This window comes from Arenibacter troitsensis, from assembly GCF_900177645.1.
GTDB classification, from domain to species: Bacteria; Bacteroidota; Bacteroidia; order Flavobacteriales; family Flavobacteriaceae; genus Arenibacter; species Arenibacter troitsensis.
Genome location: NZ_FXAO01000005.1, coordinates 306,236 through 330,600 on the forward strand (window position 1 = coordinate 306,236; position 24,365 = coordinate 330,600).

Here is a 24,365-nt window from a genome sequence, read left to right on the forward strand (position 1 = left end):
TTGTATTCAGTTTACAGTGGCAGTTGGCAGTCCCTTAAACACCATACTTGCCCGGGTTGTTAATCATGTATTGTAATAATCGTCCTGTTTCCAAACTTCCTTCAATAAGGTTCCTTTTTATTAACAGCAGATATATTTTGACAAGATTCGGTAAATTTCAACCAAACCTGGGTTTCCAAATTTTTACTATCAGCATCTGTCAACTTGCTGATAAAATATTTATCCTATTCCCCGATCCAACTACCATATTTCCAAGTCTTTAAACCTTTCAACCTTTGCCATTTGGACATCTCATTTACACCAGGAACCTTGAACCTTAAATAATATTATTTCATCCCTTTCATGGCCCCCATCATCTGCATCATCTTTTTGCCTCCGCCGCCCTGCATCATCTTCATCATCTTGCTCATTTGATCAAATTGCTTCAACAATTGATTTATTTCCTGAATGCTGGTACCACTTCCCTTGGCAATTCGCTTTTTACGACTGGCGTTCAATTTTGCCGGGGTAGATCGTTCATCCGGAGTCATGGAATATATAATGGCCTCTATATGTTTAAAGGCGTCATCATCTATATCCAACCCTTTCAATGCCTTTCCAGCTCCTGGGATCATCCCCATAAGATCCTTAAGACTACCCATCTTTTTTATCTGCTGTATCTGGCTTAAAAAATCATCGAAACCAAATTTGTTCTTGGCAATTTTCTTTTGAATTTTCCTGGCCTCTTCCTCATCAAACTGTTCTTGGGCCCTTTCCACCAAAGACACAACATCTCCCATACCTAGGATACGTTCGGCCATACGGGAAGGATAAAAGACATCTATGGCATCCATCTTTTCCCCGGTACCAATAAACTTTATAGGTTTGTTTACCACCGACTTAATTGAAATGGCCGCACCACCACGGGTATCACCATCCAACTTTGTTAGTATTACCCCATCGAAATTAAGAACGTCGTTAAATGATTTGGCGGTATTAACAGCATCCTGACCAGTCATGGAATCCACCACAAACAGGGTTTCCTGAGGCTGAATGGCTTTATGGATATTGGCAATTTCATTCATCATTTGCTCATCCACAGCCAAACGACCTGCCGTATCTATAATAACTACATTAAATCCATTGGCCTTTGCATGGGCAATACCAGCTTTTGAGATGGCAACGGGATCATTGTTTCCGCGGTCCGAAAAAACCTCAACGCCAATCTGTTCCCCAACAACATGCAATTGGTCTATGGCCGCAGGCCTATATACATCACAGGCCACCAACAATGGTTTTTTAGTCTTTTTGGTCTTAAGATAATTGGCCAATTTTCCCGAAAAGGTAGTTTTACCCGAACCCTGTAAACCGGACATTAGGATTACGGAGGGTGTACCGGACAAATTGATGCCTTCGGCGTCTCCGCCCATAAGTTCCGTAAGCTCGTCCTTGACCAATTTTACCATTAACTGGCCAGGTTGAAGGGAGGTCAACACATCCTGTCCCAATGCTTTTTCCTTAACCTTGTTGGTAAACTCCTTGGCAATTTTAAAGTTGACATCCGCATCCAAAAGCGCCCTACGCACCTCCTTTAAGGTTTCCGCAACATTGATCTCTGTAATTTGTCCATGTCCTTTTAGAACATGTAACGCCTTATCCAACTTTTCACTTAAATTATCAAACATAGTCTTACTGTATTATCAGGAAAGCGCAAATTTAAGAATAACTGCCGTAAGTGTGAAGCTTGGGATGAAAAATATAAATGTAAAAAAAGGGCAGCTTCTGTAAGAAGCCACCCTTTTCCAAAAATTGGGGCAAAATTTTTATTTCTTTTCGAAGACCAGGATCTCCGTAGTGTTATCCCCGCTAATGTCTTTAAGCTCAATTCGGCTATTGGTCACGGAAACAATTTTCCAATCGTCCATTAAATCCTGCATTGCGGTTGCCAATCCAAAATTAAGATAACATTTCAATTCCCCTTCACTATCCCTGATTATTCTCCAAAGTCCTGGGTAAGTAGGTCCGGTTTCCCCTGTTGTAACATTAACGGCAAGTTCTGCCTGGAAAGCAAAGGTAAATGCAGCGTAATCCTGGGTTTCATCATTATCACCCTCCGTATATTTTGCTATCATCCATTCGCCGCCCATAAGTATGTTCCTTATCTCGGCCACATCGCCATCATCGGAATTATTATCACAAACCCTTTCTAAAATAAGCTCATAGTTGGAATCCTCAATATTAAACTTCAGGCGTTTGTCCCTAAGATCGGACAACAACCACTCAAAGCTTACCCCAGGCTCGTCTCCCATGGTAATTGCCATTACCAAACGTCCTTGGGCATTGGTAGTAATAGCCCATGTTCCTTCGGAAATACTGGACTCGCTACTTAAAGTTACCACTCCTTCTGCATGAAAACTAAACTCATATCCTAAAAGCCTATCGACATCTTCGTTGTTCAGCTTTACTTTTTTTATGACCCAGCTACATTCCTTCAGAATTTCCCTCAAGGTATCTGGTGTATTGTCTACCACACCACATGCCTTTTTCATAATGATCTTCTCCCCTTCCCCGGCATACAATTTAATTTTACCATCTTCCAGATCATAAACAAACCACTCCAGATCAAAATCGGCCAAAGCTTCGAACTCCAACTTCAGCAATACCCTGTTCTCCCCAATTCTGGTGCTCCAAGTTCCCATTAAGCTGTTACCGACCCTATCTTTCATAACCACATTGCCGTCTTCGGTAAAATTCATTACATAATCAAAATACTGACCTGTGTTGTCCACATTGGCCCTTATTACTTCATTCACCAACCAGGGGCAGGCAACAAGATATTCTTCCAAACGCTCTTGGGTAAAGTCATCATCATAATCGTCATCATCATCCTCATCACATTTACTTTTGGCCGTCTCGATAGCATTGGCCAATTCAGCATTATTACTTACACTAACCTTGGTATCATCATATAACTCCAAGGTAATTGGGAAATCAAAACTCAGAAGATCATCATCTCCACGCTCAGCAAAATAACGTCTTAATTGCATATCATTTTCCACAGTTACATTACCGGTTTGCTGCAGATTAATATCAAAGGAATACACTACGATTGGATACACAAAATCTATACATTCTATATCATCGTCATCCCCACCTTCAATACATTCCTCTACCCTCTCGCGTAGTTGCTCCTTGCTATTTATAGTTATTTCGGTATAATCCGATAAAGTTATCTGTATAGGAAAAATAATTTCCAAGATATCATCATCTACCTCTACTTCATTAAAAATTTGCTTTATCAGTTTTAAATCTTCAACAGCATTGATATTGATATCCAAGCCATTTACATTTACCACATAAGGAAAGTTGATGGCGAAACAACTGGCTCCATCCACGATATTATCATAGGAACCATCTTTAGAGGAAGTTCTTTTTATTAATTGTGCCGTACTGGAACTTGCCAATATGGCTTCCTGGCTGTCCTCACCAGGCAATTCTTCAAATTCCTCCTGACAGGAAGTAAAACTTAATGCTACAAGAAGTAGGCTCGAGAACATTAAATATGACATAAACTTTTTCATAACGATTTGGTTTTTATTTGTTCGTATATCCCTAAAACAACTCACTTTTAAAATACCCTACCCAATTTTTCGTTTTTTTTAAAATATCTTTGAAAAAAAATAAAAACAAACAGGCTTGAAAGCTATCAAAGAAGAACATGTATGCAAGGATGACGTTTACGCCTCAATCTTCAACACTTATTCCAAAACGGTCTTTAACTATATATATTATAAGTTTGGCAATGAAGAAAAAGCGTATGATGTAGTACAGGAAGCTTTTATAAAATTATGGGAAAACTGTTCCAAAGTTGCCCCAGATAAAGCAAAGTCCTATGTATATACCATTGCCAACAATTTATATCTGAATGTTCTAAAGGCCGAAAAAGTTAGATTGAAATACGCCCCTGACACCAGTGCGGTGGTAAACGAATCCCCAGACTTTATATTGGAAGAACAGGAATATAAAGAAAAACTGGAACGGGCTTTGGCAGCTTTGCCCGAAAACCAACGTACCACCTTTTTATTAAACAGGATAGACGGAAAGAAATATGCGGAAATAGCCGATATGGAAGGGGTAAGCGTAAAAGCCATAGAAAAAAGAATGCACCTGGCCCTAAAAACGCTTAGGGAACAGATTGAAGGAATTTAAAGAACGGTAATGAGTACAAAGAAATTAGTAATGAGTACATGGGCACTTGGATTGTTTTATGTTAAATAGGATTATAAAATTTATATATTAATCTGCAGTCCCAATCCCAGTACCCAATATTAAAATCGCAATACCAATAATAAATGTTGATTTAAAAGTAGGGTATTTTCTTTTTTGATTGTTATACCTATATAAAGCTAGAAACCATGCAAGAAAATTATTTGGCAAAATGGCTCAACAACGAACTCACGGAAGAGGAGTTGGCTAAATTTAAGGAGTCCAAAGAATATGCCTCGTATTTAAAACTACGGGAGGCCACCAATAATTTGGCAGCGCCAGACTTTGACATGGCCAAGGCTTGGGAAGACCTTAAGAAAAACAAGGACAACTCTAAAGGCAAGGTAATTAAACTTCATGCCTATAAAAAATACATGGGCATCGCTGCTGCCATGGCCCTGATTTTTGTTGCCTCCTTTTTATACTATGGCAATTTAGACGAAAAAATAAGTACGCAATATGCGGAAAGGACCCAAATAGTTCTTCCTGATGCATCCGAGGTTCAACTAAATGCCGATTCCCAAATTTCGTACAGCGAAAAAAAATGGTCCCAAAAAAGGGATATAGCACTGCAAGGGGAGGCCTTTTTTAAAGTAGCAAAAGGAAAGCGTTTTACCGTAACTACAGAAAGCGGAACCGTTGCCGTTCTGGGCACCCAATTTAATGTAGAAAATAGAGAAGGATATTTCGAAGTGGCCTGTTACGAAGGTTTGGTAAGCGTAACCTACAACAAGGAAGAGATTAAACTTCCGGCCGGTAATTCCCTGGTGGTTATTAATGGGGAATTGCAGACTATGGCAATACCGAACACAAAGGAACCCTCTTGGATCCGGAACGAAAGCAACTTTAAGAGTATTCCCTTAAAATTTGTTTTGGATGAATTTGAAAGACAATTTAATATTGAGGTCGCTACCGAAAATATTGACACCGATCAATTATTTACGGGGTCCTTTAGCAATACGGACAAAGAATTAGCGTTGCAAAGTATAAGTACTCCTTCTCAGGTCAAATTTAAATTAGAGGGGAATAAAGTGCTGTTCTATGCTGAAACACCATAAATACGTTGTATTTCCCATTGCCCTATTTTTGTTTCTACTAGTTCCTTATTCCAATTGGGCACAAGAAAATAGCGCCCGAAAAGTAAATTTAATTGGCTATTTGGAAGAACTGGAACGGGAGTACAACATTAAGTTCTCCTATGTAGACCAAGACTTGGGGCAATTGCAGTTTTCCATTCCGGATACCACTGCACTACCCCAAATACTGGAAGAACTCCGCAAGCAGACCCTACTGGATATTACAAAACTTAATGACCGCTATTTTGCCATATCCAAAAGCAAGTTCGTGGATATCTGTGCCAATGTGGTCGACAATTTTGAGAACAGCACCATCATGAATGCCACTGTGCAGGTTCTGGGCAGTAATATATCCCAAATTACGGACCTGGAAGGACAATTCTCTATAAATGGGGTACCCAGAAATGCCAATATCGCTATTAAACACCTTGGCTTTAAAACTAAATTTATAAGCGCGGAAGAACTGGCCGGCAACAATCCCTGCAAGACCATTTTACTTTCCCCAAATTATCAGGAATTGGAAGAAGTTGTGGTATATCAATTTCTTACCACCGGTATTACCAAAGAACCCGATGCCAGCATTGAACTCAATACAGATAAATTTGGAATTCTACCAGGTCTTATAGAACCCGATGTACTGCAGACCATACAAGCCTTGCCCGGAATTAAGAGTGTAGATGAGACCGTGTCCGATATTAATGTAAGGGGAGGTACCAACGACCAAAATTTAGTCTTGTGGGATGGAATAAAAATGTACCATTCCGGGCATTTTTTTGGTCTGATTTCTGCCTTTAATCCCTATTTGATCGAAAATGTGAACATCATTAAAAATGGAACCAGCGTACAATATGGGGATGGGGTAAGCAGTGTAATAAATATAAATACCAGAAATAATATCAGCGAATCATTCGTTGGCGGGGCAGGATTTAATTTATTAAGTGGCGATATTTTTGGACAACTACCCCTTTCCGAGAAAGTTTCCGTTCAGTTTTCGGGGAGGCGTTCTACCACAGATTTTATAAGTACCCCAACTTACAATCGTTTTTTTGATAAAGTGTTCCAGGACAGCGAGGTCAAGGAAAACAACAACACCTCCAATCCTGAAAATATCGTTAGGGACGAGGATTTTTATTTCTATGATTTTACGGGCAAGCTGCTTTACGACATCAATGAAAACCAAAAGGCAAGATTGAGTTTTATCAATACCAACAACCACCTTAAATACACTGAAGAAAACGAGAGCGGCACTTCCAAAAGTTTATTGGAACAGACCAATCTTTCTTTTGGGGGAAGCTTGGAAAGTACATGGACACCAAGATGGAGCACCCATTTAAACCTGTATTACACCCGTTACAATTTGGATTCCCAAAACATCCCTTCACCATCCCAACAGCTCTTTCAAAGCAACCAAGTTTTGGAAAAGGCAATTAAGTTGAATACCAATTATAAGTTGAACCATAACCTTAATTGGCTGAATGGATATCAACTTAATGAGGTAGGCATAACCAACTTTACCCAAGTTACCCAACCGGCATACAAAAGCAATATAAAAGGGGTCATAATGACCCATTCCCTATTTTCAGAATTGGATTATAGATCGAAAAATGAAAAGTTTAATGCCAGAGGCGGACTTAGGCTCAATTACATTAAAAACCTGAAGACCTTTAAAACTTTTGATGAATTTATCCTAGAACCAAGACTAAATTTAAATTATACATTAACAGACGGTCTTAAGACCGAATTGTTGGGAGAATTTAAAAGTCAGACCACAAACCAAATTATAGATCTGGAACAAAATTTTCTGGGGATTGAGAAAAGGCGGTGGATACTTTCGGACAATGAAATACTGCCCATTACAAAAAGTAAACAAATATCCCTTGGGCTAAACTATGACAAAAATACACTCTATGTAGGTATTGAAGGATTTTATAAAAAGGTGGACGGAATAAGTACGGCCACACAGGGATTTCAAAACCAGGATCAATTTAACGGCGAAATAGGAAAATACGATGTATCTGGAATCGAATTCTTGATCAACAAAAAAACAACAACCTATAGCACATGGCTCAGTTATGCCTATAACACCAATAACTACACTTTTGAGAATATAACGCCCAACCAGTTCCCCAACAATTTGGACATTAGGCACACCATAACCTTTGCCGGCACCTATACTTACAAAAGTTTTAGAATGGGACTTGGAGCCAATTATCACACAGGAAGACCCTACACCAAGCCACAAGAGGGCAATAATGCCTTAATCCTAAATGTTTTCCCCAACCAAATTAATTACGAGGAACCCAACAGTAGCAGACTCCCAGCCTACCTCAGGGCCGATGCTTCTTTTATCTACAACTTTAAGATAAGCGAAGGAATAAAATCGTCCGTAGGTGCTTCCGTCTTAAACCTTTTTAACAAAAAAAATATCCTGAATATCTATTACAGGATAAATGAACAAAACGAAATTGAAACGATAGAAAGGGTATCATTGGGCATTACACCCAACTTTAGTTTCCGAATGAGCTTTTAGTTTTCCTATCCAAGTTTTTCAGCAATATAAAGCTATGACGAATCACTGCTTTAGGAACTTGTTGTTCATAGAACTTGGATTACTGCCATAAAAAAGCCGGAAGCCTAGGATAATACCTATCCAAAACTCCCGGCATATAAATAAATAATCAATCAAATTATTTGCTCAAATCCTTAATCCTAATATTTCTAAAGGCAAGTTCGGCACCATGCCCCAAGAAACCAATATGTCCTGTATTTCTTTCCAGGCCTGGGTGTTCCTTATGGTCTGCCGTCCCGTTCTTGGACGCTTCTTTCCAATCGCCATCCACAATGACGGTACCATTCAAGGTTATTTTAATATGATTTCCTTTAACGATTACCTCTTGTGAATTCCACTCCCCTACCGGGTTCAGGGCTCCTCTTTTGGCTGCAATAATACCATATACGGACCCATGGTATTGGTAAGGCTTTAGATTGGCATAAATCTCAGCAGTATCGTCCAAAATCTGCAATTCCTTACCTACATAGGCGGCATCCCCTTCCAATGGCGCATGGATACCCAAACCGTTATTAGCACCAGGAGTTAATTTAAAATCGAACCTGAAAATGAAATCCGAATATTCTTCCGCTGTAAACAAGTTGCCATGTCCACCTCTTTTAGGGCGTACAAGAAGCTCATTATTTTCCATGACATAGTCGGTCTTATTACCTACCCAATGATCAAGATCCTTCCCATTCAATAAAGATTTAAAACCTTCTTTCTTTTCTTCTTCGGTCAACTGTTCATCGCCAGAACCAATTTCCCTTACATAAATATTCCTAAACCCTAGGTCTTCCCCATGGGCCTGCAATTCAATAGCCTCTTTGGCAAAAATTGCCTGCTTGCGATCCCAATAGTTTTCCAAGACCACATTGTCGGTTACCAAGACCCCATTTAAATGTACCGTAACGCGTTCACCAACCATTTTAATCCTAAAGGTATTCCATTCATCTATAGGGTTATCGGCCACCTGCAACGGTTTGCTTTCATGCTTCTGATTGTTGTACAAACCACCAGACCCCACTTGGGCACCTACATCCACTCTTGCAGTATCCCATATTTGAACCTGTGGCGTGCCCCTCAAATAAATACCGCTGTCACCACCATTGGTAATCTTCCAATCTACGAGCATTTCAAAATCGCCATAATCCTTAATGGTACAGATATTGTTATATCCTTCCCCTTTAAAACCGATAACACCGTTTTCTATATACCAATCTTTCATCATCTGTTCATTGGCCTTGGCCTGTTCGGCCGCCAATTTTCTGGGAGACATTTTGGACCGTGCTATTGGATTTTGTACCAATCCTTCCCATCCTGTAAAGTCCTTGCCATTAAAGATGGGCACGAAGCCTTTATCTGAAGGCATTTTATCCAAAAACTCCTTCACGTCAATTTTAATATACTGGCTATCCGGACCTGTAAGGTTATCGATACTTTTGGACACTATATCCCTAACCACTTCACCACTTAAACCATCCTGTTTACCAGGAGTTGGCAAAGCAATGGCAATTGCTACATTTGATGCAGTAGTCAAAAGCTCCTCGTCATTTAAATATTCCGAAACAAAAATTAATGAAAGGAAGGTTTTTACATTTCGTACTGCGGAAAGTACCTGCTTCTTTTCTGCAAGGGTTTTGGCCTCCGGCATCAATTTCCTAACCAGTAATAACTTCTGATCATCTGGATAATCCGATTTTCTTACCTTGGCAAGATAGTTGTCAAAGGCATTTTTTCTTATTGCATCATCAGTGCTTGTGGTAGCCGTCTTAAACAGATATGGTAAAGCATCATTATTTTTCCAGCTTGACAACGCATCCAAGGCGATCAATTTCTCATTGTCTTTACCTGTAGAAAGTCTTTGGGAAACCAACTCCAAAGCCTCTTGGTTACTTAAGGAAGCCAATACCGGCAACAATTTGGATTTATCCGTAGCCCCCTTATACTCTTTAAACACAGTATCTGCGTATTTGCCATTGCTAGCATCCAGAATAATTAAAATGGCCTGCTGCGCATTTTTTATATTCTCGGATTTATCGGCTTTGTTCAATAGGTTCATTAGGGCTGAAAAGTCTTTGTCCGCTGAAATAGACGGCAAAGCCCTGTATACTGCACGAGCAACCTTTTCACTTCCCGAACCGATATATCCTATCAGGGTATCAAACTGGTCAGTGGCATTCCTGGCCGCCAATACATTGATCAAAACTTCCTTGCCCGCCTCATTTACATTGGGTAGCTGACCGGCCAACAACCCACTATCCTTGGCATCGCACAATCTCAACAAAGTTTCCTCAACAGCAGTATATTCCTCAGGGGTATTAGCCCATTTTAAACTGTTGAACAATACCGGCAAGGCCTTGTTCTTATCTTGATAGGATAAGGATTTTATTCCGGCCTCCCGTACAGCAACATCCTTATGTTCTACTGCATTCAAAATAACCTTATCAAAAACAAGTGCTTCTTCGCTATTACCAAGCATTCGAATTATAAGCGGCTTAATTTCAGCAGATGACCTCTTATACTGTTTTACCCATTGGGCTACCTCCGTGGAGGAAAGGTCGGAACCAGCGGCATCCAACACGGCACCAACGTAATTCTTATTGCCGTTCTTGGATTCCTTCAATAAAGTCTTGGTAAAGGCAGTGCCTTCATTGGCACTCAATATATGAATTCCCGCAGACCGATAATGCAATTGGTCATCCAGCTTGCAATTTTTAAGCAAGGCGTTGGCCACGGTGTTACTTAGGTCCTTATTGCCTTTCTTTTGCAATTTATTGCCATAATGGATAAAGGCTATAATACTCTTTGTATCATCCAATTGATAATTGGAACCAGCAACAGCCTTTTCCAACACCTCATATGAAGTTGGACTGCCTATTTCGGCCAAAGCCATTAAAGCTCTTTGTTGTACAATTATGGAGGATGAATTTACCTTGGCTTTCAAAACCTCTTCTGCTGGAGCAAATTGCAAGGCTCCCAAAGCCTCAATAAAAGCAGCTTGTTTATTTACGTCCCCTATCTCTGTAGCTTCCAAAATAGCCAAGGAGGCATCGGTGGTACCAATGGCAGTTAAAGCGGCCAATGCAGGTTTAAACAGATCGTTATTGGGCAGATACTTGCTCAAGACCGCTACGCTTACATCTGTTCCCACATAAATTAATCGGTCCATTAAAAAAGTCTTAACCTCATTGTTGGAAGCGGACCCCAGTGCCCTTAATAATGTATTTTCAACTACACCGTTCTGAATTAAGGGCTCTTTCCCACCACTATAAATAGCTACGCTCTGGATGGCATACCTGGCTTTGGTATCATCCCCGCTCCCTAACGGAACAAGTTTATCCGTAATTTTTAGGATCCCATCCTCACCCAAGTCGATTATTTCCTGCATTAAACGATCCGAATGATCCAGGTCTTCCGTTGGCAATTGCATCAAAATATCGGCCACTTTGGTGTCCAAGGTTCTATTGTCCTGTGCACTAATGGCAAGTGTGCCCATAAATAGCATTAGCACACTTGTAATTTTATATATTGTATTCATTTTACAATTCTAGTATTTGGTTAATAAGCCCAAGAGGACCTCATTGGTTGATCTATTAATCTATTGGCTTCCTCATCATTGATAAACTCTTGTTTTTCCGGATCAAACTCTAAGGTACGCCCCAATCTCAAGGCAATAATTCCCATGTTCACCACAGTGGCGGAACGGTGGCCGTTCTCTTCGTTAAGAGCAAATTTTTGCCTGGTTTTTACGGATTCCGAGAATACGGTAATCTGCTCCTCCGGATCTGGTATGCTATTGATCAAGCCCTCAATATTGGGGATGGTAGATTTAAATCCGTTATATATTTTCCCATTGGGCCCTTCAATATAAGCAGCATCCTTATCCCTGTTTTCACCATCGAGAATAATTTGACAACCATCGGCGTAGGTATAGGTAATTCTTCTCCAGGTACCTATGGCATCATAGTGTTGTTCTGGCGCATCCACCTCCACCTTAACGGGACTGGTGTTATCTTTTCCTAAAAAGTACTGTACCGGATCAATATAGTGTTGGCCCATATCACCCAATCCACCACCATCATAGTCCCAATATCCCCTAAAGGTACCGTGCACCCTATGCGGATGATAAGGCTTCTCCGGTGCCGGCCCAAGCCACATATTGTAATCCAACTCCGTTGGCACAGGTTGAGGGGTTAAGTTTTCCTTACCAACCCAATAGAATTTCCAATTAAATCCGGTAATCCCGCTAATGGTCACTTTTAGCGGCCACCCAAGGGCACCACTATCCACTACCTTCTTCAACTTTTTTACCGGAGTACCCATTCCGTAAAAATTATCCTTAAAACGGAACCATGTATTTAAGCGGAACATCTTTCCATGCTGTTGCATGGCCTCCACTACCTTTTTACCTTCACCTATAGTTCTTGTCATCGGTTTTTCACACCAAACATCCTTTCCGGCTTCAGCCGCCATAATAGACATAAGACCATGCCAGTGGGGAGGAGTGGCTATATGCACAATATCAACATCCGGGCGCTGTAAAACTTCCCTAAAGTCGCGATATCCCTTTACACCGCTTCCCACTTTTTGAAGGGTACTGGAAAGATGATTGGCATCAGCATCACAAATGGCCAAAAGTCTTGTTCCTTCATAGTCCAAATGCCCTTGGCCCATGCCCCCAACACCTATAACGGCCTTGGTCAATTGATCACTAGGCGGAATAAAATTAGTACCCCCCATGACATGTCTCGGAATTATACTGATTCCTGCAGCTGCCACCAGCGACTTCCTAACAAAATCCCTACGGCTCGTTGATTTTTTCTCCATCTATATATATTCTATTAATTAATTGAAGTTTCCATATTTAAAACCACAAATAAAAACAACAATGCGTAAAAAAAGGGGTAATATTTGGGGTAATAAAATTGAAAAAAGAAGGAATTATGTAAATATTTTTGAATATCGATGTGTGCCATCAGGAATTGCTAACCACCATATCCTCAAATTTAACAGTATACACCTCACCGTAAATTTTTTCATAAAGCTTGGCAAAATTGTCATAGGCAGTATGTGCCAAACTTAATTTTCCCTGCCTAATCAGAATTTGTAATTTGATCTGCAGGGCATGTTCATTTAAATCATCGTAAATGTACATCACGGAGGCCAAGTCGTACATTAAAGCGCTATGCCTATCGATGTCCAGTATTTTTGAAATACCATAACAGAATTCTATGATTCTATTACTCATATTTTCAACAATGGGATCTAACCATGAATCGCTCATATTCACAAAAAATCTATCGGCCTTTAGTATACAGAACAATTTGGGCAATTGCTCTTCCAAGTAGGCAACCGTTACACCCCCTCTACCCAAATCGTTCAAAAGCATTAAAACCTCCTGATAATCACAAAAGCAATTTTTTCCGATTTCCAGATACCAACTTTTGTCCCTAAATGTCAAATTCATTTCCTTGGCCTCGGACAATATGGCCCTAAGGTTCTGTATATTGGTCCCCCTGGTATTTTTCGCACTCTTTGGACTCATTCCGGGCCAAAGTGCCTCAGTAAGTTTTTTGGTGCTAATTCCCTCCTTGTCGCCAATGCTATTTAATAAAACAATCACAAATAGTTGCTTTAGTTTGGGGGACAATTTTTTGGCAATATCAACACCTTGAGAATTTATAATGCGCAGGGACCCAAAACAGAGTATTTTCTCTGCTGCATTTACCAGATTCTTATAGTCCCTGTTGGGATGGGTTTTTACCGTTGCTTCAGGTACTGGCATAAGCTTAGCCCTTATTTTTCCTTTCTTCCAATACTTAAGCACAAGGAAAATAAGTAAAATTGCAGTTATGGCTATTCCAATTTTTACATAAAGAGAGGATATTAAAGCATCGTTTACTTCTATTTTTTGGTATGCTTGGGCAATTTCATGTGCATTAAGTTCCCGCTTCCATATTTTAATATTCGTTAAGTAACCTATAAAAAATTCCTGCCACAAATTGCTTCCTATTACAATATTATAATCGGAAGTATCGTAGTCCTCGATTAACTTGATCTTATCCGTCTGCTTCCCATTCACAAAAAACAAAAGTTCGTTATTAACCTTGGAATGCACCAAAGCCACATGGGTCCATTCATTTAAGGGAATTGGGGAAGTTTGGGAAATATAATCCTTAATATCGGCCATGGTAAAGGTCAATAAACCTTCATGCAACTTTAGAACAAAGTTATCCCCTTTCCCCAGTATACTATTGTTATTTGTAAGTATGGTAGGCTTAATCCATGCCAAGATGGTAAAACTTCCCTCCAAGGCCGTTCTGCTGTCCAACCCCGCATCCACATATGCCCCTTCATCAAAATAGCCCACCTTTCCATGTACCTTATCCTCTTGAATCTTTACGTTGTTTACTATAAGTTCCTTATCGTTTTTTCTAGTGGCATTTTTAATGATGGGGCCAAAAGTGAAATGATCGGTTAGACCGTATTCAAAATCCAAGGGAAAACCAATAAACTCTTTAAGATTGCCGCTGTTTTCCGGGGTAGTATATATAATATCGGGAGAGAAATAATAGCCGGCCTTGTGCGGAATAAATACCGGTAAGTTTTCATTTAGATCTATTGGAAGACTAAAATGCCCGTTCACCATAAGGTTTCTATGGTTTTTAAAGCTAACCCCATTCAACAATCCAGATTTGGACCTTACCGTTCCAAATACCCTGCTCTTCTTATTTAGGCCAAAGACCAAGCTATCTGCTTTAGGGAAGAACTTGGGATCAATGTGAAGAAAATTGGGCATTTTTCCGGAACGCTTCCAAATATTTTCAAGAACAGTATCCTTTAAAAATTCCTTATCCAACACCCTAACCACCCCCAGTTCCTTAGTGGTATCGAATTTGAAAGCATCTTCATCGCCAATGGGGCCATCCAATGGAATAGTTTCCACCTCTTGCATAGGTAGCTGTGGCACCCAGTATTTGGACAAGAAATCTTTGTTAATAATGTTATCGGTCACCAGAATGAGCGAATCATTTTTTTCCAATAATTGCTCCAAAAGGGAATCATAATTTTCTTGATAGTCTGAAATATATAGGGCTATGGAAGTTTTTCCGTTGAGAAGAACCGGCAAATTGTTACTTGTTATTTGATCAATATCGATCAAAATATGGGAATGTAGACGTATATTCCATTTCTCCTCCTCAGAAAGTTGTTGAAATTCCTGTGCAGTTCCTACTTTCAACAAAAGAAGCAAAAACAACAAACAAAACTTAGAAAATGGAATTCTTCTTAGCAATATCTAACAAATAATCCCGTATAGGGCATTTCTATGAACTACGCAATTTACTAAGAATAAATAAAATTTAGGCCGCGGAAATTATCCGAAATATATATGAACTGAACAATTGAATGTTATGGGTAACAAATGACCCCAGATGCAAACTAAGACTTGGTTACATCCTGTCCGGCACCCGTATCCCCAAAAGTCCAAAGGCCAATTTAATAACCTCGCTAACCTTTTTGGCCAATTGAACCCTAAATATTTTCTTGTTCTGATCTTGCTCTCCCAAGATGGAAACATTTTGATAAAAGGAATTGAATTCCTTCACCAAATCATAGGTATAATTGGCAATAAGTGCCGGACTGTAATTATCGGCCGCCAATTGGATAGTTTCTGGAAACAGTTGCAATTGTTTTAACAACTCTTTCTCCTTTTCATGCAGATCCGTCAACTTCTGGGAACTGTCCAAGTTTTGCTCCAATTCTTCCGCCTTTCTTAGAATAGATTGGATCCTGGCATAAGTATATTGAATAAAAGGCCCGGTATTTCCTTGAAAATCCACGGACTCCTCCGGATTGAACAAGATTCTCTTTTTTGGATCCACCTTAAGGATGTAATACTTTAAGGCCCCTAATCCTATAACCTTATATAGCTCTTGTTTCTCTTCTTCGGAGTAATCTTCCAGCTTCCCCAATTCCTCGGAAATAGTAGCTGCAGTTTGGGTCATATCCTCCATTAATTCATCGGCATCCACTACAGTACCTTCCCTACTCTTCATTTTACCACTGGGCAAGTCTACCATTCCATAACTAAGGTGATACAGTTTTTCTGCCCACGAAAAGCCCAACTTCTGTAAAATAAGGAACAATACCTTAAAGTGGTAGTCCTGCTCATTGCCCACGGTATACACCATGCCCTTGACATCGGGGTTATCCTTCACCCTTTGTATGGCCGTTCCAATATCCTGGGTCATATACACTGCCGTTCCATCCGAACGTAGTACAATCTTTTCATCCAGACCCTCTTCCGTTAGGTCTATCCACACACTACCATCTTCCTTTTTATAAAAGACCCCTCTTTTCAAACCGTCCTCTACAAAATCCTTTCCCAACAAATAGGTGTTGCTCTCGTAATACAATTGATCAAAGTCAACCCCCATATTTTTGTAGGTTATCTCAAAACCATCATATACCCATTGGTTCATTGTCTTCCATAGACCTACTACCTCCTCATCGCCAGCCTCCCACTTTCTTAGCATTTCCTGAGCTTCCAATAGGATGGGCGCCTCTTTTTCCGCTACTTTTTCATCTATCCCCTTGGAAACCATAGCAGCAATTTCGGCTTTATAGGCCTTATCAAAAGCTACGTAATAATTCCCCACTAATTTATCACCCTTAAGCCCTGTACTCTCAGGAGTTTCTCCATTGCCAAAGCGTTGCCAGGCAAGCATACTTTTGCAAATATGTATCCCCCTGTCGTTAATGATCTGGGTCTTATAAACCTTCTTTCCTGAAGCCTTTAGGATTTCTGCCACGGAATATCCCAATAAATTATTTCGGACATGGCCCAAATGGAGAGGTTTATTGGTGTTGGGCGAGGAATATTCCACCATTATGGCCTCCTCCGAACTTTGGGAAACAAAACCAAAATCCTTTAGATTCCTTATTCCTTCAAAAAAATGGAGGTAATATTCATTGCTAATGGTTATATTCAAAAATCCTTTGACCACATTGAAATCGGTCACCTCTTCCACTTCATCCTTTAGGAACTGTCCTATTTGCTCACCTATTTGTACCGGATTTCCTTTAACATATCGCAACATGGGAAAAATAACCGCAGTAATATCGCCGGCAAAATCTTTTCGAGTAGGTTGAAATTCTACCGTCGGCAATTCAACTTTAAAAATAGAGGTAACGGCTTCTTTTACCTTTTTGTTTAGGACTTCTTGAATGTTCATTAATTTCGGCGTTTACGGCTGCAAAATTAAGCATTTTTTATTCTTTCCCCTTATTGTTGGGAATAAGTAGCCCATAAAGAAGGAAGATTTTTTAACTTTATAAACCTGTGCAGCACCAACTGCCCTAATATGATGTATTAATCCGGATATCCCTAAAGAATATGTTACTGAACGTTTCCTATAAAAATAAAGAAATTACAAAAAAAATAGACGAGGAAGTGGGTAAACCTTTTACCTTAAAGGAGCGGTTTGCCTTGAACGGAATTGGTTCTCCCAAATTATTCATTGTTGACTGTAGTATCGAAATTAAAAATCTGTTGATCCTGGACAACAATACCAACACCTGTAATATTGAATTACGGCCAAAAGGAATCATAATTCGCTTTCGTTCCCTACTGGAAACCTTTGGGCTTATTATTCCCTACTACAAGTTTAACCTATACAAGACCGATCTTGGCCTATACACCATTTATAGGGACCAGTATTTCATCAAAATAAAATCTGACACCAAGGCCATACAGAAATTTTTTACAAAATTGTTGGGGCACAGAGCGGACAATGCACCTACCAATATAGAGGACCTCTAACAACTTATTGTACAATTACCAAAAGCCCCCTCATAAAACAATGAAGCTTTTTGTTACCTTGTGTTAAAACCGGTATTATCAAAATATTTAATTCTTATCGTAAAAACCCATTACTTCCCATTTCCATCGGAATCCTTTGGATATCTACTTTGATTGTCTTTGTCGCTACCGAGGAAACCTATAATATCATTGAAATGGCCTCCATTTGGGTAAGAAACTATTTTGGCTACTTCTATTTATATCTTGGATTGGGATGTGTGCTTCTATTAGCGGCCATTGCACTATCCCCTTTGGGAAAAATAAGACTGGGCAAGAAAAATGAAAAACCCGAGTTTACCATTTGGGCATGGACAGCCATGCTTTATAGTGCAGGAATGGGCGCTGGAATTTTGCTCAGGGCAGTACAGGAACCCGTTTTCATGCAACAGAATCCCCCCTACCTTTCAGATTTACCATCAGATATCCTAGCCTTGGAATTTACTTTTTATCAATGGGGGTTTACAGCATGGGCGTTTTATGGACTATTTGCCATGACCATAGGTTATTATCTTTTTGTAAGAAAGAAAAAAGTGTTGATAAGCTCAACTATTGAGGACAATTTACACAACAAAGCAGCTAGAACAGGTATTGATGTGCTTACCATTATGACCACGGTGTTTGGCCTAATTGCGGCTATTGGCTTGGGAACCACCCAAATTAATGGTGGCTTAAACCACCTTACTGCCACTAATTTTGGTTTGGTCACTACCTTATTGCTGACCACCCTAATTTCGTCATTGGCTTTTTATTCCGCATGGAAAGGAGTCAACAAAGGTATTCAGGTACTCTCAAAAATCAATATTCTTATTACCCTGGCAGTACTATTTTTTACTTTTTCCCAAAGTGATATACTTAAGGTAGTTGGTAATTTTTTAGAGGCCGGCTTTCATTATATAATGGATTTTATCCCCATGAGCCTGGCCTATGGCAGTTATGACCCTGGATTAACCTTTCTTACCGACTGGACTTTCTATTATTGGGCATTTTGGTTGGCATGGGCACCTTTTACAGGAATTTTTATTGCCCGAATCTCCAAAGGGCGCAGCCTAAGACAGCTGTTATTGGGTGTTTTGATTATCCCCAGCTTGGGCACCTTTTTTTGGTTTTCAGTATTTGGTACCTCGGCCTTCCAACTTATTGAGGGATGGGAAAGCTATAACAACGAATTTGACGGAGTGTTTTCCTCCATTTTTGTATTCTTTGGGAACTACCCTTTTGCCACATTCCTAAATATTACCACCATAGTATTACTGATCGGTTTTTTGGTAACCTCCGTGGACTCTGCTGTTTTTGTACTGAGTATGTTCTCGGACAGTGGTAAAAAAGACCCCAGCAAAAAACATCGTTTAATCTGGTCCCTGTTTATCTTTTTGGCAACGATTGCCCTAATTCTATTGGGCAATGCCAAACCAGAGATAAATATATTGATTGCTGCCCAAAAGCTTCTGATTATAACTTCACTTCCCTTTGCCTTTTTCATGGTTTTTATGGCCTTGGTATTTGTCAAGGAGCTACTGAGACACCATAAGAGTTACCCTTTGATCAGTAAAAAATAAAACCATTATTTTTTAGGCAAAAATACCTCGGCCATCATGCAACGCGCACTTCCACCGCCACAGGTTTCAATCGTATCCAAAGGACTATGGATAATGGCACAATGCTTCTCTATCTTTTCAATCTGTTGTGGCTTTAAACTAAGGTATGCTGCAGTGCTCATTGCCAAATATCGCTTTTCACCCATTCCTAAGACTTGAAGCATATTCCCTGCAAAATGGTGCATTTGCTGTTCAGAAATGGCTATAATTTCTTTACCATCTTGTTTTAGGTGGTTCACTACATTCTTTTTTTCCTTTTTATCGTCGATAGAATCCAAACAGATAACAGCAAACGTTTCTGCCAAACACATCATTACATTGGTATGATAAATAGGTTTTCGGGTGCCCGCCACGGATTGATTGGCTGTGAATACGATAGGAGTAAATTCAAAATCCTCACAAAATTCTATGAACAAATCCTCATCCGCCCTATCGGAAAGCGCACAATAGGCCTTCTCATTTACCCTATCCAACACAACACTTCCGGTGCCTTCCAAAAAATAGCCCTCCTCCTCCGCCGAGGTATAATCCATTACATTTTCTATAACAAACCCTCTCTGCTCCAATAGGGCAAGTATATCTTCCCTACGTTCATTTCTCCTATTCTCGGCAAACATAGGATACAATCCTACCGTTCCATCGGCATGAAAGGAAACCCAATTATTGGGAAATATGGAATCTGGGGTATCCAAATCCTTCTTGTCATCTACAACGACAACATTTACTCCCTTTTCCCTTAAGACCAATACAAAAGCATCAAACTCCTGCTGTGCCTTCACATTTATTTCCTGGTTTTTTAAATCGAGGTCCTCCTGAAAATAGTTGTTTACTGCAGTTTGCTCGTTCATTCGAAAATTCACTGGGCGCACCATCAAAATGGTATTTGTAATTTGCATTTTATTAGTCACTTTTCAAATTGGGTATTACAAAGCCTTCTCGCTTTAATTTTGTGTAAAATTAGCTCATTTATTTACCAGTACGAACCTAAAGGAAAGTTTGGCAATATCTTAGTCCCTTACCAAGGGCAGGGTGCTACACCTTAAAAGACCTTCTTGCTTGGCGATCTCGGAATAAGCTATTTCCTCGACCGTAAAACCTTGTTCCCTCAACCAGTTATTCAGTCTGGTGAAATTACGTTCAGAGACCACCACATTGGGGGATATGGAAAAAACATTGCTCACCATATTGTACATCTCCTCCTTGCTGATCTCGAACACATTTTCGCTTCCAAAATAATCCAACAGCCATTGATACTCCTCTTCCCTCAAAAAACCGTTCTTATGCAATATGGCTTTATTTGTCCCTACAGGCTGAAAACAACAATCCAAATGTAGGGCATTTTCCCGGGCATTGGTATTCGACTTTCTAAGTTCAAAAGACTTGACCTTTTTATTTGGGAACTGACAGGCAATAAAATCCACTGCCTCCTTATTGGTACGGGCCGTGATATAATCGGCGTAGTCCTCCCCCGTATAGGTACCCATAAAAATATACTCTCCCCATGGCATAACATCACCTCCTTCTACATGGACTTCTTTAGGAGGGTAGATTATCTGATCCTCGTCAATTTTACTGAGTACATACTTAATAGCTTGAAATTCCCTTTCCCTATCGGGAAGAATATTAGCCTTTACCAGTTTATCCTCTATAACAAAAGCAATATCCCTAGAAAATATTTGATTACAATCCTTTAAGACCCTAGGCCTGAAGACTTGAACATCATATTTGGCAAATACTTGGGCAAAACCATCCATTTCCCTTACCATATCCTCTTCTTTAGGATAGGTGCCGGCCAATATATGCTCCAATGACTTGGGATCGTAGGCCGCTTCAGGTTTTGGAATGGGTCCACAGCTTTTAGCGGTTCCAAGAACCACCGATCTTAACCGTGAAGTTTCATCCTGTATATTCAACTGTAGCATAACTGCTTTTTAGGTAAAGATAGAAATACTTATTTTGATAAATAAAAACTGCCCTTTGTATATTTCACACAAAGGGCAGTAACATATAATCTGATTAATTTCTACCTCTTGTCCAAAAGAACAAAAGATCTGCTCTTTTCACCTATATATACCTGTCTTGGCCTACCGATAGGCTCATTTTTCAATCTCATTTCCCTCCATTGGGCAATCCACCCCGGCAGGCGTCCCAAAGCAAACATAACGGTAAACATTTCCGTAGGTATACCCAAAGCCCTATAAATTATTCCAGAGTAAAAATCTACGTTGGGATATAATTTTCTATCCACAAAATATTTATCCTCCAAGGCTTCCTTGGCCAAGCCCTTGGCTATATCCAGAATAGGATCATCTATACCCAAATCTCCCAAAACTTCCTCTGCAGCCTGCTTGATAATCTTTGCCCTGGGATCAAAATTCTTGTACACCCTATGCCCAAAGCCCATTAAACGAAAGGGATCGTTTTTGTCCTTGGCCTTGGCCATATATTTTTTGGTATCCCCGCCATCGGCCTCGATAGCCTCAAGCATTTCCAAAACAGCCTGATTGGCTCCTCCGTGGAGAGGCCCCCAAAGGGCACAGATACCAGCAGAAATTGAGGCAAACAGTCCAGCATGTGAAGATCCCACAATACGAACAGTAGAAGTAGAACAGTTTTGCTCATGGTCTGCATGTAGGATCAATAATTTATCCAAAGCCTCTATGACGATCTTATTCTTTTTGTATTCCTGGTTGGGCTTTTTGAACATCATTTTATGAATATTCTCTACATAACCCAAAGAGTCGTCCCCATAATCAAGAGGCAATCCTTTTTTCTTTCTTAATGTCCATGCCACCAAAACGGGGAATTTGGCCAAAATCCTTACAATGGCCCAATACATTTCCTTTTCGGAGGACACGTTTACAGACGTGGGATTAAAGGCTATAAGGGCGCTGGTTAAACTGGAAAGCACGCCCATTGGATGTGCTGATTTTGGAAAGCCATCCAAAATCTTCTTCATTTCCTCATCTACATGCGACTCGGCCTTTATATCCTGATGAAATTTATCCAATTGCTCCTTATTGGGCAAAGCTCCAAATATTAACAAATAAGCCACTTCCAGAAAATCGGCCTTTTCTGCCAATTCCTCAATAGAATATCCACGATACCTTAAAACTCCTTTTTCACCGTCCAAGAAAGTAATGGCACTTTCACAGGAGCCTGTATTTTTAAACCCTGGGTCTATTGTTATCATTCCAGTTTCGGCCCTCATAGTTTTGATATCTATAGCCAACTCATTTTCGGTACCTTCTATAACTGGAAATTCATATTTCTTTCCGTTGTATTCTAATATTGCGTTATTCGCCATTTCTTAAATTCCTGTTTTATTCTATTGTTCGTAAAAATACTAAAAACACCTAAGGTTAACAATTGAAGATTTTGTTATTTATGGAATAATTATGAAATATTCACAAAACCAGATATGAATGTAGTTCTATTGATTAATGGAATATAGATATTTGTAGTAATCATCTACCGATTTTTCCCAAGTGAACCTCATTTTTTTGGCATTATCCTGAATCTCTTTCCACTTCGGCTTGTCGTTTACAAAAACATCCAAAGCCTGATCAAGTGATAAGATCATATTCTTAATTTTATCATCATAGGTCTTACCATCGAAGCTAAATCCGGTTTTCATATGTTCCACAGTATCCCTAAGGCCACCTGTATTGTGCACCAGGCAGGGATTGCCGTTACGCATGGCCAACATTTGGCTAATACCACAGGGTTCAAACAAACTGGGCATAAAATAGAGGTCGGTCTCCAAGTATATGGAATCTATTAAATCCTCGGATTGACCGTTGGTAAAAATAAAATTTTTATGTTCATAGCTCAATTGACGAAATAGCTCCTCATAGTCGGGAGCACCCGTACCCAAGAGCATAAAAATACCATCTACCTTTTTCAGTCGGTTCAAAATCTCTACAAAGGCCTCGGGTGATCGTTTAAAAAAATAAAATTTTTGCTCGGTTAAACGGGCCACACTGGAAACAATAAATTTAGGCCTATCCGTTACGTATTCCATTACTTTTTCACCGGTATGTGCCAGAAAATCGGCCTTGTATTTCTTGGACTCCTCTTGTAGCCACCTAAATAACGCCCTAACGGTATTCCTATATAACAATCCCTTCTCGGCCGTGCGAATATTTTTGTAATTGGAACCATTAAGAATCCCGAACAACCTGCCTTGATTATTTGCTTCCTGTAAATCCAATTCCAAACCTTCACCGCCAATAAATTCGGGTGGATTGCTGGGCCTTAGCACATCTTCCTTATAGGAAGGGGATACGGTATGTACGGCATCGGCTAGGCGGATGCCAACGGCCATTAGGTTAATACAATCCTGATACCTATAATCCATTAATTTCCTTTCATCCAAAGGCAGATTGGGAAACCAATTTCCCAATGAAGAGTAATTGTTATAAAACGGGCGTATACCCTGTATGGCTAAATTGTGAATGGTATAGACATAGCGCATCTTCTTTAAGGCCTGATACTCGGGATGATAGACTTTTAAAAACAAGACCAGGCTGGAATGCCAATCGTGCATATGAACAATATCCAATTCCCCAAAAGCTCCGACCTTGATGGCCTCTGCCACGGCAGTACAAAAAATAGTGAATTTAATATTGTCCGTAAAAAAAGCTTCTTCCGGATCGTCATGGTAGATATGCCCTATTTCCCCAGCGGTAATTTCAGGATGATGTATAACGTAATGATGTAAATTTGCAAACTCCTTTTTAGGGGGTACTTGGTACAGTTCTGCAACATATAGCATTCCCCTTAGGTTTAGATTAAGTTTGGTAACAAAGGTTCCATTTTGATGTAATCTTGAATAGGAAGGCACTACTACATGCGCTACATCTCCCCTCTCAGAAATCTTCCGAGGAACATCCCTAACCACATCACCCATACCACCAGCTTTGCACTTGGGAATACCGTCATTCTCAGCAGCAACAAATAGAAAGTTATTCATTTAATCTAGAATTTGGTTATTTATTATCACTATGATAAAAGTAGGATAATATAATTATTTA

Annotated in this window: 15 protein-coding genes; 5 read left to right on the plus strand and 10 right to left on the minus strand. The window is 39.8% G+C overall.

Annotated features, from left to right (window positions below):
* Window positions 1-326: 326 nt before the first annotated feature.
* Window positions 327-1,664: a signal recognition particle protein gene (ffh, locus tag B9Y87_RS13230; protein ID WP_085499466.1), complete on the minus strand. Its 1,338-nt coding sequence runs from the start codon at window positions 1,662-1,664 to the stop codon at window positions 327-329.
* A 138-nt stretch (window positions 1,665-1,802) separates the two neighbouring features.
* Window positions 1,803-3,560 carry a hypothetical protein gene (locus B9Y87_RS13235; RefSeq protein ID WP_085499467.1) on the minus strand — a complete coding sequence of 586 codons (1,758 nt, stop codon included), beginning with the start codon at window positions 3,558-3,560 and terminating at the stop codon, window positions 1,803-1,805.
* A gap of 115 nt (window positions 3,561-3,675) precedes the next feature.
* Here B9Y87_RS13235 and B9Y87_RS13240 point away from each other — a divergent pair, with 115 nt between their 5' ends.
* The 3 genes from B9Y87_RS13240 to B9Y87_RS13250 all read left to right on the plus strand — a co-directional run bounded on the left by B9Y87_RS13240 (window position 3,676) and on the right by B9Y87_RS13250 (window position 7,851).
* Complete coding sequence (locus B9Y87_RS13240; RefSeq protein ID WP_085499468.1) at window positions 3,676-4,188, plus strand: RNA polymerase sigma factor; 513 nt, start codon at window positions 3,676-3,678, stop codon at window positions 4,186-4,188.
* Window positions 4,189-4,394: 206 nt separating this feature from the next.
* A complete protein-coding gene (locus tag B9Y87_RS13245; protein WP_085499469.1) occupies window positions 4,395-5,303 on the plus strand; it encodes a FecR family protein in 909 nt (302 codons plus the stop codon).
* Complete coding sequence (locus B9Y87_RS13250) at window positions 5,287-7,851, plus strand: TonB-dependent receptor (protein WP_085499470.1); 2,565 nt, start codon at window positions 5,287-5,289, stop codon at window positions 7,849-7,851. Before B9Y87_RS13245 ends, B9Y87_RS13250 begins: the two co-directional genes overlap by 17 nt.
* 157 nt (window positions 7,852-8,008) lie before the next feature.
* Here B9Y87_RS13250 and B9Y87_RS13255 read toward each other — a convergent pair whose 3' ends face one another.
* From B9Y87_RS13255 to argS, 4 genes are all read right to left on the minus strand, one after another.
* A complete protein-coding gene (locus B9Y87_RS13255; RefSeq protein ID WP_085499471.1) occupies window positions 8,009-11,410 on the minus strand; it encodes a DUF1080 domain-containing protein in 3,402 nt (1,133 codons plus the stop codon).
* A gap of 20 nt (window positions 11,411-11,430) precedes the next feature.
* Window positions 11,431-12,699: a Gfo/Idh/MocA family oxidoreductase gene (locus B9Y87_RS13260; RefSeq protein ID WP_085499472.1), complete on the minus strand. Its 1,269-nt coding sequence runs from the start codon at window positions 12,697-12,699 to the stop codon at window positions 11,431-11,433.
* 148 nt (window positions 12,700-12,847) lie between these two features.
* The gene (locus tag B9Y87_RS13265) at window positions 12,848-15,115 is read right to left on the minus strand and encodes a LamG domain-containing protein (protein ID WP_139827228.1); all 2,268 of its coding nucleotides are present in this window, start codon (window positions 15,113-15,115) and stop codon (window positions 12,848-12,850) included.
* Window positions 15,116-15,323: 208 nt separating this feature from the next.
* Window positions 15,324-17,108, minus strand: a complete 1,785-nt coding sequence (argS, locus tag B9Y87_RS13270) for an arginine--tRNA ligase (RefSeq protein ID WP_085499474.1) — start codon at window positions 17,106-17,108, stop codon at window positions 15,324-15,326.
* A 161-nt stretch (window positions 17,109-17,269) separates the two neighbouring features.
* Here argS and B9Y87_RS13275 point away from each other — a divergent pair, with 161 nt between their 5' ends.
* Both B9Y87_RS13275 and B9Y87_RS13280 read left to right on the plus strand, forming a co-directional pair.
* The gene (locus tag B9Y87_RS13275) at window positions 17,270-17,695 is read left to right on the plus strand and encodes a hypothetical protein (RefSeq protein WP_085499475.1); all 426 of its coding nucleotides are present in this window, start codon (window positions 17,270-17,272) and stop codon (window positions 17,693-17,695) included.
* A 50-nt stretch (window positions 17,696-17,745) separates the two neighbouring features.
* On the plus strand, window positions 17,746-19,290 hold the full coding sequence (locus B9Y87_RS13280; RefSeq protein WP_245808709.1) for a BCCT family transporter: 1,545 nt from the start codon (window positions 17,746-17,748) through the stop codon (window positions 19,288-19,290).
* 5 nt (window positions 19,291-19,295) lie between these two features.
* Here B9Y87_RS13280 and ctlX read toward each other — a convergent pair whose 3' ends face one another.
* From ctlX to B9Y87_RS13300, 4 genes are all read right to left on the minus strand, one after another.
* Window positions 19,296-20,225, minus strand: a complete 930-nt coding sequence (ctlX, locus tag B9Y87_RS13285; RefSeq protein WP_085499476.1) for a citrulline utilization hydrolase CtlX — start codon at window positions 20,223-20,225, stop codon at window positions 19,296-19,298.
* 111 nt (window positions 20,226-20,336) lie between these two features.
* Window positions 20,337-21,251 carry a dimethylarginine dimethylaminohydrolase family protein gene (locus B9Y87_RS13290; RefSeq protein WP_085499477.1) on the minus strand — a complete coding sequence of 305 codons (915 nt, stop codon included), beginning with the start codon at window positions 21,249-21,251 and terminating at the stop codon, window positions 20,337-20,339.
* A 101-nt stretch (window positions 21,252-21,352) separates the two neighbouring features.
* On the minus strand, window positions 21,353-22,636 hold the full coding sequence (locus tag B9Y87_RS13295) for a citrate synthase (protein WP_085499478.1): 1,284 nt from the start codon (window positions 22,634-22,636) through the stop codon (window positions 21,353-21,355).
* A gap of 126 nt (window positions 22,637-22,762) precedes the next feature.
* Complete coding sequence (locus tag B9Y87_RS13300) at window positions 22,763-24,304, minus strand: glycogen synthase (protein WP_085499479.1); 1,542 nt, start codon at window positions 24,302-24,304, stop codon at window positions 22,763-22,765.
* Window positions 24,305-24,365: the final 61 nt, after the last annotated feature.